Source organism: Mycolicibacter sp. MU0083, from assembly GCF_963378075.1.
GTDB lineage: Bacteria > Actinomycetota > Actinomycetes > Mycobacteriales > Mycobacteriaceae > Mycobacterium > Mycobacterium kokjensenii.
In genome coordinates, this window is the sequence record NZ_OY726394.1 from 2,437,282 (window position 1) to 2,450,867 (window position 13,586).

Sequence of the window (13,586 nt, forward strand, 5' to 3'; positions counted from 1 at the left end):
GCCGGCCGGTCCCGCTAGGCCTGTTGGGCGGCGACCGCCTGCGCCTTGGCCCACCGATAGTCGGCCTTGCCCGACGGCGAGCGCTGTACCTGCGGGCAGAACACCACGTCTTTGGGCAACTTGTAACGCGCGATGTGATGCGCCGCTTCGGCGACGATGTCGGCGGAGTCCGCCTGCGCGCCCTCGGCGAGCTGCACGACCGCGACGACCTCGTTGCCCCACCGCTCGCTGGGCCGGCCCACCACCACCACGTCGTAGACGGCGGGGTGCTGGGCGATCGCGGCCTCGACCTCCTCGGCGAAGATCTTCTCACCGCCGGAGTTGATCGTCACCGAGTCGCGACCGAGCAGCTCGATGCCGCCGTCGGCGTCCCAGCGGGCCCGATCCCCCGGGACCGAATGCCGGACGCCCTCGATGACCGGGAACGTGCGAGCCGACTTCTCCGGATCCCCGAGATAACCCAGCGGGACGTAGCCCTGCTGCGCCAGCCAGCCGATCTCGTCGTCGCCGGGGGTGAGGATGCGCGACATGTCCTCGCTGACCACCACCGCGCCGGGGTTCGGTGTGAACCGACCGGTGGAGGGCTGGTCTTTGCTGGTGGTCTGCCCCATCTGCGCGCCGGTCTCCGAGGACCCGCCGGCGTCGAGGATCGACAGCTGCGGCAGCAGGTCCAAGATCCGCTGTTTGACGGGCACGGTCAGCGCGGCACCGCCACTGGCCAGGACGAACAGGCCCGACAGGTCTTCAGCCAGCTCGGGGCCACCGGCCTCCAGGGCGTCGGCCAACGGCCGGGCGAAGGCGTCGCCGACGATCGACAACGAGATGACCCGCTCTTTTGCGGCCAACTCCCAGGTCGCCACCGGATCGAATCGGTCGGTGGCCGTCGACATGACGAACGGTCGGCCGCCGAGCAGCGTGATGAACGCGGCCCATTGGGCGGCGCCGTGCATCAGCGGTGCCACCGTCATCGAACCGGCGCCTCCCGCGCGCGCCCGGTCGACGATCTCGGCCATGTCGGTGGGTACCGCGCCGGTACCGAACGCCCGACCGCCCATCGCGTTGATATAGATGTCGTGCTGGCGCCACATCACGCCCTTGGGCATGCCGGTGGTGCCGCCGGTGTAGAGCAGATACAGGTCATCCGGGGACAGCGCCAGATCCAGCGGCTCGGCGGAGGTGGTGGCCAGCAGTTCCTCGTAGCGCACCGCACCGGGCAGCGGCGGATGCCCGGAGTCGTCGTCGACGTGGATCAGCATCGGCTCGGCTAACCGGTCGCCGGCCTGCTGCAGCGCCTCGGCCAGGGTGGGGGCATACCGGGCGTGGTACATGATCGCTTCGGCGGCGGCGTTGGTCAGCAGGTAGACCAGTTCGTCGGCGACGTAGCGGTAGTTGACGTTGAACGGGGCGACCCGGGCGTTGTAGGCGCCGAGCATGCCCTCGAGGTATTCGTTGCCGTTTGCCAGGTACAGCGCCAGATGACTTTGCCCGGATTCGTCGGGAGCCAGCTCGCCGCGTTCTCGCCGGACACCCAGACCGTGCTCGTGCAGGGCCCGCGCCAGCCGCTGTGACCGACCCTGCACCTGGCCGAAACTGAGACGTCGGTCACCGAAGACGATGCAATCCCGGTCCGGGACGGCCTCCGCGACTGCCGAGAACACTCGGGCGAGGTTGAATTCCACTGTCGCTCCTGGTCTTCGCTCACTGGCACCGGGCATGCATCCGGGTAACGCTACTAGGTGACGCTTATTGCGACGCCGGCGGTCTCAACGGGCTTTTCCGCTGCGCGTCAGGCATGCTTGGCCCATGTCGGTGGATGTCCTGCTGCACTCGATCCCGCCCGTTTTGGTGTACCTACTCGTCGGTGGGGTGATCGGCTTGGAGAGCCTCGGCATCCCTTTGCCCGGCGAGCTCATGTTGGTCGGTGCCGCATTGCTGTCGTCGCGGCACGAGTTGGCGGTCGACCCCGCCGGAGTCGCGCTGGCGGCGATCATCGGAGCGATCATCGGTGACTCGATCGGCTACTCGATCGGTCGGCGCTTCGGTATGCCGCTGTTCGACCGTCTCGGTCGCCGATTCCCCAACCACTTCGGGCCCGGCCACATCGCGTTCGCCGAACGGTCCTTCGGCCGCTGGGGAACCAGCGCGGTGTTCTTCGGTCGGTTTATCGCCCTGCTGCGCATCCTGGCCGGCCCGCTGGCGGGTGCGTTGAAGATGCCCTACCGGCATTTCCTGGCCGCCAACGTGCTCGGTGCCATCTGCTGGGCCGGCGGCACCACCGCCCTGGTGTACTACGCCGGGGTCGCCGCCGAACACTGGCTGTCCCGATTCTCCTGGGTGGCGATGCTGATCGCGGTGTTGGGCGGGTTGGTCGCCACCATCGCGCTGCGGGGCCGGATCGGGGCGCAGATCGCCGAGATGAACGCGCGGTATCAGGAGCCCGACCCGGTCGAATAGCACCGCGATTGGGGGTTGTCCCCGCTCCCGCACCGGAGGATGGTGGAGGGACCGGCGGCGCTGCCGGGGCGTCGCCCCGATCTCTCGGAGGCTCGCATGTTCGCGCGCGCAACCACCATTCATGCCCATCCCTCTTTCCTCGATGTGGGCATCGTCCACGTCCGCGACCGGGTGATGCCGACGTTGGCCGAGCAGGACGGCTGCGCGGGAATGTCCATGCTCGTCGACCGCGATGCCGGTCGGTGCATCGTCACGTCGTCGTGGCTCGACGAGGACACCCTGCGGGCCAGCGAGACCGAGGCGCAGCGGATGTGTGACCGCGTGGCCGAGATCTTCCATGCCACCACCGAGATCACCCGCTGGGAGATCGCCGCGGTGCATCGCGATCACCGCTCCAGGCGGCACGCCGGCGTACGCGTCACCTGGTTACGCACTCGTCCGGACGGACTGGAACGGCTGATCGACACCTACAAACTCGCCCTGATGCCCGAATTGGAAGACCTGGGCGGCTTCTGCAGCAGCACCCTGTTGGCCGATCGGCATTCGGGTCGCGCGGTGTCCTCGATCAGTTTCGACGACCGGGCGGCCTTGGTGGCCGGCCGCGGCGCCGACCAGGCCATCTGGGCCCGGGCGGTCAACGAGGCCGGCGCCGAGATCCTGGAGGTCGCCGAGTTCGACCTGGTGATCGCGAACCTGAATGCCCCCGAGATGGCGTAGGCCCCGCCGACAGCCCCCGACGGGCGCTCCCCGACGGCCGGAGCGCTCGCCGTGCCGATCGCCGCCGGCGTGGCTAGGCTCGGGCCCAGACCGCTCACAGTTAGGGACTGCCTGCGATGACGAGCCACGATCCGGCGCGCTCGAGTCACTCCACTGGCTATCCGAAGGCCCGCCGAATCCGCTTCCGATTCGACCGCGGCGTCGACGACGGCGACGGATACGGCAGGTATTTCGCCGACGGCGACATGGTGCTCAGTCATTTTCTCGCCGGCCTGTCCGGCGGCTTCCCGGCCGGTGAGGAATCCTTCATCCGGTCGGTACGCCGAATGTCCGACCGAACGGTCGATCCGGCGCTGAAGTCGCGGGTGGCCGGGTTCATCGGCCAGGAGTCCACCCACGGCCAAGAACACCGCCGCCTCAACGAGCTGCTGGCCGGCGAGGGCTATCCGATTCGCTGGCAGGATTCCAAGGCGGTGCACCGCTGGAGAATTCGTGTCGAGAACCGCACTCCGGCCCTCGTGCACCTGGCTCAGACCGCCGCGTTGGAGCATTACACCGCGATCTTGGCCGAACGCATCCTGTCCAGCCGCGAAATCCAGGCCATTCCGGGCAGCCCCGAGGTGTGGAACCTGCTGAATTGGCATGCGGTCGAAGAACTCGAGCATAAATCGGTGGCGCTCGACCTCTATCGCGCCGCCGGCGGTTCCGAGGCGATCCGGATCATCGCGATGGCGGTGTTGATCGCCGCAACCGTTCCGCTCGTCGCCCTCGGACTGGCCGTGTCGCTAGCGAAAGACCCGGTTGCACGCCGTCGTCCACGCCAGGTGCTGCGCGGTATCACTGCGCTGTATCGCGGCCCGTTCTTCCGGGGATTCCTGCGCGACGCCGCGATATACCTGCGCCCGGAATTTCACCCCGATGACGTGAATACCGTTGACTTGCTTGATTATTGGCGTTCGAAACTGTTCGGTCCCGACGGGGACCTCAAGGACCACCTGCGCTGACCGAAATCCTGATCGAGCCCCACCCTCAGGCTACGACACACACCCATAACGCTAGTGAATATCCAACTGGCCGTTAGGAATTCATCGATACAGACCGCCACTCGAGAGCATTGACCCGTCTATATTTGTTGCTGGATAACGATTTACGCAATCAATGGGCCACCGGCATCCCGCGCCACACGACCGTCGCGCACCGCCGAGTCGGCCATCCGACCGGACTCCCCCCGGCACACCCGACGCCGGTGCGCCCGACGCCGGCGCAGCCCCGCGCGATGCGCGCCCGCCGAGAAGATCCCGCGGCGATCCCGCCCGGCGATCTCCGACACCACCATCGCCGGACCGCGCCGGCCGGGCCCGCGCAGCATGCCCGAAAACGAAAAAAGCCACCTGTCACCAGGTGGCTTTCTTGTGGTCCCGGCTGGGATCGAACCAGCGACCTTCCGCGTGTGAGGCGGACGCTCTCCCCCTGAGCTACGAGACCGGAGATGAACGAGGACGAACACTAGCACGCCGAAGCCCCGAAGCCTCAACGCGCAGGGCACTTTCCCGCGACTCGCCGCTCTGACGTGCAGAGTTGTGTTGTCTGACATCAGTGGGCTAATGTTCCGTTTCGCAACGAGCGACGATCTCGCTCGTAGCACGCGGATGTAGCGCAGTTGGTAGCGCATCACCTTGCCAAGGTGAGGGTCGCGGGTTCGAATCCCGTCATCCGCTCGAGGGTGTCAAGTGGCATCAACCCCTTGCGGTGGAGTGGCCGAGTGGTGAGGCAACGGCCTGCAAAGCCGTGCACACGGGTTCGATTCCCGTCTCCACCTCCGTCCCAAGGCTCTAAGCGCGGTTAGCTCAGCGGGAGAGCGCTTCCCTGACACGGAAGAGGTCGCTGGTTCAATCCCAGTACCGCGCACCACGATCGAAGCAGGTCGGAGGCTCTACTTAGAGCCACTAACCATAAGTCGTGCGCTAGGCATGCACAGGCGGTCGGCACCGGCCGCGCAGACTTCCCCGCACCCGGAGAGTTCCCCGCGATCCCGGATCAGGTGTCCGACCCCCCGGCTACGGTGCGCACCATGAACACCGATCACCCCAGCGGTAACTCCCGATGACCGGCCTGCGACGGCGACGCCGTGTCCGCCACGCGATCATCTGGGCGGCGGTCGCCACCGGCATCCTGGGTAGCCACGGCACCGCCGGTGCCGTTCCCCACCCTCCGCCACGGACCCCGGCACTCGTGGACCGGGGCGATGACTGCGGGCCGTGGGTGTCCCCGAACATCGGCAACCCGTTGGGTGTGCTGGTCGGCGAAGCTGTGCACCGGGCGGTCTGCGACGCGGTCCGGCAGCAGCCGCCGGAACCGCCGGCCGGGCGGGAAGACGCACCGTGACACCGCGGGCCGCCGCCATCAAGCAGGCGATGATCGACGGACGGAACGCCTATGTCGGTGCCGTGAATCCTTATGCCGGAGAGGATTACACGCTGGCGCGCGCCTGGCGGCTCGGTTATCGGTCGATGCTCGAATCCGTCGTCGGCGCACCACTCAGCTGTTTCTCGACGCCGCCGGACTGCTGTTCGAGGGTGGTGATCACCGGCCGTCGCAGCGCGGCCGCACCGCGCTCCGAGCGGACGTTTCCGCGCGGGCCGCACTGCCGTCTCCGGCACGCCTGACACCCGGGCCGCGGTGGCGCCCGGGCGGCGGCGTTCCCCGGTTACCCCTTGTTCGCCTTCAGCACCATGCCCACCAACGCGGTGACGACGGTGCCCAGCACGCCCCCGCCCACCAGGCTGCCGGCGGCGTTCGCGAGGACGTCGGGGCCCAGGACACCACTGAGCAGCCCGCCACCGGCCAGACCGCCCAGGCCGCCACTGATCAGGCTGCCCAGACCGCCAGGACTGGGAATCTTTGCCGACGCATCGGCACCCTTGCCCCCCAATGCTCCCCCGATAGCGCCTGCGATCAGCGATTCGAGCATGTTGCACCCCTTTGCGAACGTGCACAGCCGCGTTAGCTGCACCTACGGTTCCGTTATAACGAAGATCACAATCGGCCACCGGCGCATTCGGCCAGATCGCCGGCAAACACCGGCCGGAGCCGACCGGCAAGTGGGTGGGCGGCACAATCGTCAGCGATACACACGGGACAACCTGTGAAAGGTGAGCCGCATGAATCGACCCGTCCTCGCTTTCGCCGCGACGGCATTGCTCGCCGCCGGCCCGGTTGCAGGATGTTCAGGCCAGGCCGAGTCGGCCGACGGGCAACCGCCCGCCGCCGCGCGACCGGTCGCCCACCCCGGTGACACCCTGACCCTGACGCGCGCCGACGGCAGCAACGTCGTCGTCACCCTGGACGGGGTCATCCGTCCCGCGACGCCCACTCGCAGCGGCGCCGAGCCCGACACGGGCTACCTCGCAACGAAGTTCACCATCACCGATCCCGGGCCGTCGGAGATCGAGGGATCGGTCAACATCAACGTGTCGGTCATCGGCTCCGACGATCAGATCCACGCCGCGGACCTGAAGAACGTCGAGGAATGCACGAACTTCGACTCCGGGGTGTTCCACCTCGCCCCGGGCGAATCGGCCAGCGGTTGCGTGGTGTTCGCCCTGCCCCGCGGCGTCGATCCGGTGCGGGTCAAATATGTGCCGTCGGCCGGATTCGCCGATGACGCCGGGGAATGGACCATCGACTGATCGCCGGTCACCGGCCGGAATCGCCCCGCTCCCGGACGAAGGCTGCTGCACCGGTCAACGCGATGTGCCATCATGCCCACAAGCAAACGAAGAGGACATGATGCATCGCTGGATTCTGGGCCTGGTCACTTCCGTCGCCACCGCGCTGGCGTTGATGGTGCCGGCCGCCGCACATGCCACGCCGACCACCACCCCGGAGGCACCGATCGGGCGGATCGGCGACACCCTGCGCATCCAGTACCACGATGAGGCGTTCGGCCCGATTGTCGCCGACGTGACCCTGCACGATGTCGTGCCTTCCGAGATCCCGCCCGGCTGGGGCGCGAACGGGACGCCGCGCTGGCGTAACCAGGGTGGCCCCTGGCGGGCGAACCTGACCGTCCACCCGATCTCGGTACCCAACCCCTACATCATGGCGGCCTCGGTGACCTTCGACGGCGTCACGCCCGGTGGCGACGCCTACGTCGCCAAGCACACCGATGACCCGACCACTCTGGACGCGGTGTTGACCAACGCCCCGGCCGGTTCCACCGTCAACGGCGGCGTCTACTGGGATGTCTACCGGGGCTTGGTGACTCACGTGGTGATGCTGTCGCGCAACACCGGGCTGCGCCTGGCGCAGTGGAACCTGTGAGCTGACCGCCGGGTTGGATACGGCGGTCCAGCTTCGGCTCTCCTCCGTCGAACCTCGCTGACCACCGGGTTGGATACGGCGGTCCAGCTTCGGCTCTGCGCTAGCCGCCGCTACTCAACGCCAGCAGCCGGGAAGTCGCCCGCAGGTATTTCTTGCGGTAGCCGCCGGCCATCATCTCGGCACTGAAGATCTGGTCCAGCTTGGCCCCGGACGCCACCACCGGGATGCCGGCGTCGTAGAGCCGGTCGGTGAGCGCCACGAGTCGCAGCGCCACGTTCTGGTCGTCGATGGGGTGCGCATCGGTGAGGAACACCGCGGCGACGCCCTCGATCAGCGTCAGGTACCGCGACGGGTGCATGGTGGCCAGGTGCTCGCACAACCCGTCGAAGTCATCCAGCGTCGCCCCCGGACGTGCCGCCGCGCGCCGGGCGATCTCCTGCGTCGACGGCGGCTCCGGTGCCGGCGGTAGGTCGCGGTGCCGGTAGTCCGGTCCGTCGACCCGTACGGGGTTGAAAATGCTTGCCAACGCGTGGATCTCACGGAGGAAATCCTGGACCGCGAAGCGGCCCTCACCGAGCTGATCGGGCAGGGTGTTGGAGGTGGCGGCGATGGACACCCCGCGCGCCACCAGTTCGGACAACAGCCGCGACACCAAGGTGGTGTTGCCGGGATCGTCGAGTTCGAACTCGTCGATGCAGACCACGGTGTAGCCGCCGAGCAACTCGATGCATTCGGTGAAACCGAATACCCCGGCCAGTTGGGTCAGCTCCATGAACGTCGCGAAGGCGGTTCCCGGTGCTTCGGCGGCGCCCCGGCCGCTGCCCGAATCGGTGATCCGGCGGTAGATCGAGGCCAGCAGATGCGTCTTGCCGACGCCGAATCCGCCGTCGAGGTAGATGCCCACCCCCGGCAGCACTTCCCGCTTGCCGAACAGCTTGCGTCGTCCCGCGCGCCGGACCAGCGCCTGCTCGCAGAACGCGGTACAGGCGGTTACCGCGGCGGCCTGGGTGGGCTGCGACGGGTCGGGCCGGTAGCTGTCGAAGCTGGCTCCGTCGAACGTCGGCGGCGGGGTGAGCTGGGCGATCAAGCGTTCCGGCGACACCGCCGGATGCCTGTCCACCAGGCGGTCGAGAGACTCAGTGGCAGGATTGGACACCCACGAACTCTAGTCGCATGGTGCAATCGAGATCATGTCCGATCAGAGCGCCGACCCCGGATTCTCCCTGCTGGGCTCTTCGGGGCCCGTCGATGACGCCGAACTGGGCCGGTTGTACGGCTATCCCGACACCGGCGGCCCGACGATGTGGGTGCGGGCCAACTTCATCGGGAGCATCGACGGCGGTGCGACCGTGGCGGGCACCTCCGGCGGCCTGGCCGGACCGGGCGACCGTGCCCTGTTCATGCTGTTGCGGGCGCTGGCCGATGTCGTCCTGGTGGGGGCGGGCACGATTCGGGTCGAGAACTACGGCGGCGCGCGGCTCGGCGTCGCGCAGCGTGCGAGCCGCCGTGAACGCGGGCAGACCGAGGTACCTCGACTGGCGATCGTGAGCCGGTCCGGGCAACTGGACCGCGACCTGCGGGTGTTCACCGACACCGAACTGGCGCCGTTGGTGCTGACCTGTGCGGCGGTCGCCGACGATACCCGGCGGAGCCTGTCCGGCCGCGCCGAAGTCGTGGCGTGCTCGGGCTCCGATCCCCAGCGGGTCGACGAGACGGCGGTGCTGGCCGAATTGGCTCGGCGCGATCTGTACCGGGTGCTCACCGAGGGCGGCCCGACCCTGTTGAGTTCGTTCATCGAGCGTGAACTGCTCGACGAACTGTGTCTGACCGTGGCGCCCTACCTGGTCGGCGGTCTGGCCCGCCGCATCGCCACCGGCCCGGGCGAACTGACCACCCCGATGCGCTGCGCACACCTGCTCACCGACGAATCCGGCTACCTCTACGGACGCTACGTCAAAAGCCCGCGCCTATAAGGTGACAGGCATGACCAGCTTTTCGAGGTTCGCCCGGCTCGCGGTGGTGGTGGCCGTGCTGGCCGGGTCCGCACCGGCGCTGAGCGGATGTGCGCCGGGGCTGGCCGCCGATCCGCGTTTCGCCACCGACTCCGGCGCCGGCCCGCAGGGCCAACCCGAGTCCACCGTGGAGCAGTCCGGGCCGCCGCAGATCGAGGTACCCAAGAACGACCTGCCCTGGCATGACTGCACGGCCCGGGTGTTCGGTGACGCCGCGGCGCCGCCCACCCCCGGGGTGCGGCTGGACTGCGCCAGCTACGACGCCGACATCGACCCGCTCGGCAACAGTTCGACCTCCATCGGCATCGGGGTGGTGCGGGCCCGGTCGGTGCAGACACCGGCGGATGCCGGGCCGATCGTGTTCACCACCGGCTGGGATCTGCCGTCGTCGCTGCAGCTGCCGATCTGGCTGTCCCGCGGCGGAGCCGACGTGCTCAAGAGTCATCCGATCATCGCGGTGGACCGCCGCGGCACCGGGATGTCGAGCCCGGTGGACTGCCGTGACCGCGGGCAGCGCGACACCATGTGGAACCAGGCGCAGTTCGCGCCCGGCGACGACCCGGTGGCCAATCTGACCACGGTGACGACGGAAGCGACCACCGACTGCACCGATTCCATCTCCCCCGGCGAATCGTCCTACGACAACGCCCACGCCGCGACCGACCTCGAACGCCTGCGCAGCATCTGGGATGTTCCCGCGCTGGCGCTGCTGGGTATCGGAAACGGCGCCCAGATCGCACTGGCCTACGCCGGATCCCATCCCGGCAAGGTGGCCCGGTTGGCGCTGGACTCCCCCATCCCCCTCGGGGTGGCCGCCGAAGCGGCCGCCGAGCAGCGGGTCAAGGGGCAGGAAGCGGCGTTCGAGGTGTTCGTCGCGCAGTGCGTCGCGGTGGACTGTGCGCTGGGACCGGACCCGAAAGCAGCCGTCGACGCGCTGTTGGCGTCGGCTCGTGCCGGGCACGGCCCCGGCGGTGCTTCGGTGGCGGCGGTCACCAACGCCATCGTCACCAGCCTGGGGTATCCGACCGGCGACCGGGTGAGCAGCACCAACGAACTGGCCAGAGCACTGGCCGCTGCCAATAGCGGTGACGCCAACCTGCTGACCAACTTGATCAACCGGGCCGAGGGCATCACCGGCGGCGACGGCCACTTCATCAATTTCTGCGCCGACGCACTCAATCGGCCCACCCCGGACCGTATCCGCGAACTGGTGGTCGCCTGGGGCAAGGAGTACCCGCAGTTCGGCACGGTCGGCGCCCTGGACATGGCGCAGTGCCTGAGCTGGCCCAGTAGCAGCACTCCCGAACCGCCCAAGGAGCTCAACGTCGAAGTCCTGCTCCTGGGTGTGCAGAACGATCCGATCGTCGGCGAGGAAGGGGTGGCGGCCACCGCCGCCGCCGTAATCAACGCCGGCACGGCCAGCAAGCGGGTGATGTGGCAGGGCATCGGGCACGGGGCCGCGGTGTATTCGTCATGCACGCTGCCCCCGCTGATCGGCTACCTGGACAGCGGCGCACTACCCGAAACCGACGTGTACTGCCCGGCCTGATCCGGCCCCTGGGGACCGGTCCGCGGTACGGTTCGCTGGTGACGGCAGCCGACTCCTTCCTGAACCGGGCGGGCACCGCCCTGCTGGCCGCGTTCCGGCCCCCGACGACCGCACCCACTACCGCGACGGTGCTGCGTTCGGTGCTGTGGCCCATCGCCATCATGTCGTTGATCCACCGGGCCGTCGTGCTGCCCCTGAACGGCAACATCACCGACGACTTCAAACCGGTCTACCGGGCGGTGCTGAACTTCCGGCACGGCTTGGACATCTACAACGAGCACTTCGACTACGTCGACCCGCATTATCTGTACTCTCCCGGCGGCACGCTGCTGATGTCGCCGTTCGGCTATCTGCCGGAGATGCTGTCGCGCTACACGTTCATCGCCACCAACACGCTTGCGATCGTGCTCGCGGCGTACCTGCTGCTGCGGATGTTCGGTTTCGGGCTGGGGTCGGTCGCGGCCCCCGCGCTGCTCGCGGCGATGTTTCTCACCGAGAGTGTCAGCAGCACACTGGTGTTCACCAACATCAACGGCGTGATCCTGTTGGCCGAGGTGCTGTTCCTGCGCTGGCTGCTCGACGGCCGGGCGAGCCGGCAGTGGTGGGCCGGTATCGCGATCGGGCTGACCCTGGTGGTCAAACCGGTACTGGCACCGCTGCTGTTGTTGCCCCTGCTCAGCAGGCAGTGGCGCCCGTTCGTCGGCGCGATCACCGTGCCGGTGCTGTTCAACGTGGTGGCCTACCCGATGGCCAGCGATCCGAAGAGCTATTTCACCCAGACCGTGCCCTACATCATGGGCACCCGCGACTACTTCAACTCCTCGATCCTGGGCAACGGCGTCTATTTCGGTCTGCCGCCCGCGCTGATCTTGTTCCTGCGGGTGCTGTTCGTCGTGCTCGCCGGGGTCAGCCTGTGGCTGCTCTACCGCTATTACCGCACCCGTGATGCCCGGTTCTGGATGCTGACGTCCTCCGGCGTGGTGCTGACCGCATCGTTCCTGGTGTTGTCGCTGGGGCAGGGCTACTACTCGATCGTGTTGCTCCCGTTCCTGATGACGGTGGTGCTGCCGAACTCGGTGCTGCGCAACTGGCCGGCATGGCTGGCCGTGTACGGCTTCATGACGCTGGACAAGTGGCTGATCTTCCGTTGGATGAACGTCGGTCGCCCACTGGACTACCTCAAGATCACCTACGGCTGGTCGCTGCTGCTGATCGTGGTGTGCACCGTGTTGTGCTACCGCTACCTCGACGCACGCGAACAGGGCAGGCTCGACGACGGGATCGATCCGGCCTGGCTGGCGACCGGGCCGGCGAAGACTAACGTGGAGGCATGACGTCTCCCAAGGTGTCCCTGTCCGACGACGAGTGGCGGGCCAAGCTCACCCCGCAGGAGTTCGCGGTGCTGCGCCGCGCCGGCACCGAGCCGCCCAACACCGGTGAGTACACCGACACCACCACCGAGGGTGTCTACGAGTGCCGAGCGTGCGGCGCCGAATTGTTCCGCAGCAGCGAGAAATTCCATTCGCACTGCGGGTGGCCGTCGTTCTTCGACCCGGCCGACTCCGACGCGGTGATCCTGCGCTCGGACGACTCACTGGGGATGCGGCGCACCGAGGTGCTGTGCGCGTCGTGCCACAGCCATCTGGGGCACGTGTTCACCGGTGAGGGCTACCCCACCCCGACCGACCAGCGTTACTGCATCAACTCGATCTGCCTGCGGCTGGTGCCGAAAGGCTGAGCGGCCGGTGGCCTACGGCAGTGCGGCCACCAACTTCTCGACGTCGACCCGCGGACCGGTGAAGAACGGGGTCTCTTCGCGGGCGTGCAAGCGCGCCTCGGTGTTCCGCAGGTCGCGCATCAGGTCGACGATGCGATCGAGTTCGGGCGCCTCGAAGGCCAGGATCCATTCGTAGTCGCCGAGCGCGAACGCCGGCACGGTGTTCGCCCGGACGTCCTTGTACTCCCGGGCGGCCATCCCGTGTTCGGCCAGCATCCGCCGACGGTCCTCCTCGGGCAGCACGTACCACTCCAGCGACCGCACGAACGGGTACACGCAGATGTAGTCCCCGGCCGGTTCACCGGCGATGAACGCCGGGACGTGGCTCCGGTTGAACTCGGCGGGCCGGTGCAGGGCGACGTTGCTCCACACCGGGTCGCAGAGCCGCCCCAGCGCGGTGCGGCGGAAACCGGAGTAGGTGGCCTGCAGGTCTTCGATGCGCTCGGCGTGCGACCAGATCATGAAGTCGGCGTCCGCGCGCAACCCGGCGACGTCGTAGATGCCGCGGATCACCACGCCCCGCTCTTCCTGCTGTTTGAGGAAGGTCGCGGTCTGGTCGGCGATCGCCTCGCGGCTTTCCGAACTCTCGTCGAGTCCGCCCGGGTTGACCGAGAAGACCGAGAACATCACGTAGCGGAGAGTGGAGTTCAACTTGTCGTAGTCGAGGTGCGCCATGGCTCATATGCTGCCACGATCCGACGCGAAGGTGCCACGCGGTGGTCGCAAGCGCGGCGGAGCCGGGCGACGCGGGCCA

Annotated in this window: 15 protein-coding genes and 4 tRNA genes; 14 read left to right on the forward strand and 5 right to left on the reverse strand. The window is 68.0% G+C overall.

Annotation, left to right across the window (positions count from 1 at the left end):
* Positions 1-14: 14 nt before the first annotated feature.
* On the reverse strand, positions 15-1,679 hold the full coding sequence (locus tag RCP38_RS11235; protein WP_308473050.1) for an acyl-CoA synthetase: 1,665 nt from the start codon (positions 1,677-1,679) through the stop codon (positions 15-17).
* A 124-nt stretch (positions 1,680-1,803) separates the two neighbouring features.
* On the opposite strand from RCP38_RS11235, the gene RCP38_RS11240 reads away from it, so the two are divergent.
* The 3 genes from RCP38_RS11240 (at position 1,804) to RCP38_RS11250 (ending at position 4,175) form a co-directional block, all read left to right on the forward strand.
* Positions 1,804-2,454, forward strand: a complete 651-nt coding sequence (locus tag RCP38_RS11240; RefSeq protein WP_308473051.1) for a DedA family protein — start codon at positions 1,804-1,806, stop codon at positions 2,452-2,454.
* Positions 2,455-2,550: 96 nt separating this feature from the next.
* Positions 2,551-3,171, forward strand: a complete 621-nt coding sequence (locus RCP38_RS11245) for a hypothetical protein (protein WP_308473052.1) — start codon at positions 2,551-2,553, stop codon at positions 3,169-3,171.
* Between the two features lie 116 nt (positions 3,172-3,287).
* Positions 3,288-4,175 carry a metal-dependent hydrolase gene (locus tag RCP38_RS11250; protein WP_308473053.1) on the forward strand — a complete coding sequence of 296 codons (888 nt, stop codon included), beginning with the start codon at positions 3,288-3,290 and terminating at the stop codon, positions 4,173-4,175.
* A 409-nt stretch (positions 4,176-4,584) separates the two neighbouring features.
* Here the strand turns inward: RCP38_RS11250 and RCP38_RS11255 are convergent.
* A tRNA-Val gene (locus RCP38_RS11255) sits at positions 4,585-4,656 on the reverse strand.
* Between the two features lie 160 nt (positions 4,657-4,816).
* Between RCP38_RS11255 and RCP38_RS11260 the strand changes: the two genes are divergently transcribed.
* From RCP38_RS11260 to RCP38_RS11280, 5 genes are all read left to right on the forward strand, one after another.
* Positions 4,817-4,889: transfer RNA gene (locus RCP38_RS11260), tRNA-Gly, on the forward strand.
* Positions 4,890-4,919: 30 nt separating this feature from the next.
* Positions 4,920-4,990 (forward strand) — tRNA-Cys (locus RCP38_RS11265).
* A gap of 17 nt (positions 4,991-5,007) precedes the next feature.
* A tRNA-Val gene (locus tag RCP38_RS11270) sits at positions 5,008-5,082 on the forward strand.
* A gap of 192 nt (positions 5,083-5,274) precedes the next feature.
* Positions 5,275-5,556: a hypothetical protein gene (locus tag RCP38_RS11275; RefSeq protein WP_308473054.1), complete on the forward strand. Its 282-nt coding sequence runs from the start codon at positions 5,275-5,277 to the stop codon at positions 5,554-5,556.
* Positions 5,553-5,837, forward strand: coding sequence for a ribosome modulation factor (locus tag RCP38_RS11280; protein WP_308473055.1), 285 nt, complete (start codon positions 5,553-5,555; stop codon positions 5,835-5,837). Before RCP38_RS11275 ends, RCP38_RS11280 begins: the two co-directional genes overlap by 4 nt.
* Positions 5,838-5,878: 41 nt before the next feature.
* Here the strand turns inward: RCP38_RS11280 and RCP38_RS11285 are convergent, their stop codons facing one another.
* Positions 5,879-6,142, reverse strand: a complete 264-nt coding sequence (locus tag RCP38_RS11285; protein ID WP_308473056.1) for a hypothetical protein — start codon at positions 6,140-6,142, stop codon at positions 5,879-5,881.
* A 190-nt stretch (positions 6,143-6,332) separates the two neighbouring features.
* Between RCP38_RS11285 and RCP38_RS11290 the strand changes: the two genes are divergently transcribed.
* Both RCP38_RS11290 and RCP38_RS11295 read left to right on the forward strand, forming a co-directional pair.
* Positions 6,333-6,860, forward strand: coding sequence for a DUF4352 domain-containing protein (locus tag RCP38_RS11290; RefSeq protein ID WP_308473057.1), 528 nt, complete (start codon positions 6,333-6,335; stop codon positions 6,858-6,860).
* A gap of 100 nt (positions 6,861-6,960) precedes the next feature.
* On the forward strand, positions 6,961-7,494 hold the full coding sequence (locus RCP38_RS11295; RefSeq protein ID WP_308477216.1) for a hypothetical protein: 534 nt from the start codon (positions 6,961-6,963) through the stop codon (positions 7,492-7,494).
* 100 nt (positions 7,495-7,594) lie between these two features.
* Here RCP38_RS11295 and zapE read toward each other — a convergent pair whose 3' ends face one another.
* Positions 7,595-8,650, reverse strand: coding sequence for a cell division protein ZapE (gene zapE, locus RCP38_RS11300; protein WP_308473058.1), 1,056 nt, complete (start codon positions 8,648-8,650; stop codon positions 7,595-7,597).
* Between the two features lie 34 nt (positions 8,651-8,684).
* Between zapE and RCP38_RS11305 the strand changes: the two genes are divergently transcribed.
* Genes RCP38_RS11305 through msrB form a run of 4 tightly spaced genes read left to right on the forward strand, consistent with a single transcriptional unit; the run spans position 8,685 to position 12,793 of the window.
* The gene (locus RCP38_RS11305) at positions 8,685-9,467 is read left to right on the forward strand and encodes a pyrimidine reductase family protein (RefSeq protein WP_308473059.1); all 783 of its coding nucleotides are present in this window, start codon (positions 8,685-8,687) and stop codon (positions 9,465-9,467) included.
* A 10-nt stretch (positions 9,468-9,477) separates the two neighbouring features.
* Positions 9,478-11,055, forward strand: coding sequence for an alpha/beta fold hydrolase (locus tag RCP38_RS11310; protein ID WP_308473060.1), 1,578 nt, complete (start codon positions 9,478-9,480; stop codon positions 11,053-11,055).
* A gap of 8 nt (positions 11,056-11,063) precedes the next feature.
* Entirely contained in the window at positions 11,064-12,389 is a 1,326-nt protein-coding gene (aftC, locus tag RCP38_RS11315) for an arabinofuranan 3-O-arabinosyltransferase (RefSeq protein WP_308477218.1), read from the forward strand.
* Positions 12,386-12,793, forward strand: coding sequence for a peptide-methionine (R)-S-oxide reductase MsrB (gene msrB, locus RCP38_RS11320; protein ID WP_308473061.1), 408 nt, complete (start codon positions 12,386-12,388; stop codon positions 12,791-12,793). Before aftC ends, msrB begins: the two co-directional genes overlap by 4 nt.
* A 12-nt stretch (positions 12,794-12,805) precedes the next feature.
* On the opposite strand, the gene hemQ is transcribed toward msrB, so the two are convergent.
* Positions 12,806-13,507, reverse strand: a complete 702-nt coding sequence (gene hemQ, locus RCP38_RS11325; RefSeq protein WP_308473062.1) for a hydrogen peroxide-dependent heme synthase — start codon at positions 13,505-13,507, stop codon at positions 12,806-12,808.
* Between the last annotated feature and the right edge of the window lie 79 nt (positions 13,508-13,586).

Excerpts from the sequence above, each read along its gene's own strand:
- RCP38_RS11285 (WP_308473056.1), bottom strand. The coding sequence starts at position 6,142 with ATGCTCGAATCGCTGATCGCAGGCGCTATCGGGGGAGCATTGGGGGGC.
- msrB (WP_308473061.1), top strand. The coding sequence starts at position 12,386 with ATGACGTCTCCCAAGGTGTCCCTGTCCGACGACGAGTGGCGGGCCAAG.
- RCP38_RS11290 (WP_308473057.1), top strand. The coding sequence starts at position 6,333 with ATGAATCGACCCGTCCTCGCTTTCGCCGCGACGGCATTGCTCGCCGCC.
- RCP38_RS11295 (WP_308477216.1), top strand. The coding sequence starts at position 6,961 with ATGCATCGCTGGATTCTGGGCCTGGTCACTTCCGTCGCCACCGCGCTG.
- RCP38_RS11245 (WP_308473052.1), top strand. The coding sequence starts at position 2,551 with ATGTTCGCGCGCGCAACCACCATTCATGCCCATCCCTCTTTCCTCGAT.
- RCP38_RS11305 (WP_308473059.1), top strand. The coding sequence starts at position 8,685 with ATGTCCGATCAGAGCGCCGACCCCGGATTCTCCCTGCTGGGCTCTTCG.
- RCP38_RS11240 (WP_308473051.1), top strand. The coding sequence starts at position 1,804 with ATGTCGGTGGATGTCCTGCTGCACTCGATCCCGCCCGTTTTGGTGTAC.
- RCP38_RS11310 (WP_308473060.1), top strand. The coding sequence starts at position 9,478 with ATGACCAGCTTTTCGAGGTTCGCCCGGCTCGCGGTGGTGGTGGCCGTG.
- RCP38_RS11275 (WP_308473054.1), top strand. The coding sequence starts at position 5,275 with ATGACCGGCCTGCGACGGCGACGCCGTGTCCGCCACGCGATCATCTGG.
- hemQ (WP_308473062.1), bottom strand. The coding sequence starts at position 13,507 with ATGGCGCACCTCGACTACGACAAGTTGAACTCCACTCTCCGCTACGTG.
- RCP38_RS11250 (WP_308473053.1), top strand. The coding sequence starts at position 3,288 with ATGACGAGCCACGATCCGGCGCGCTCGAGTCACTCCACTGGCTATCCG.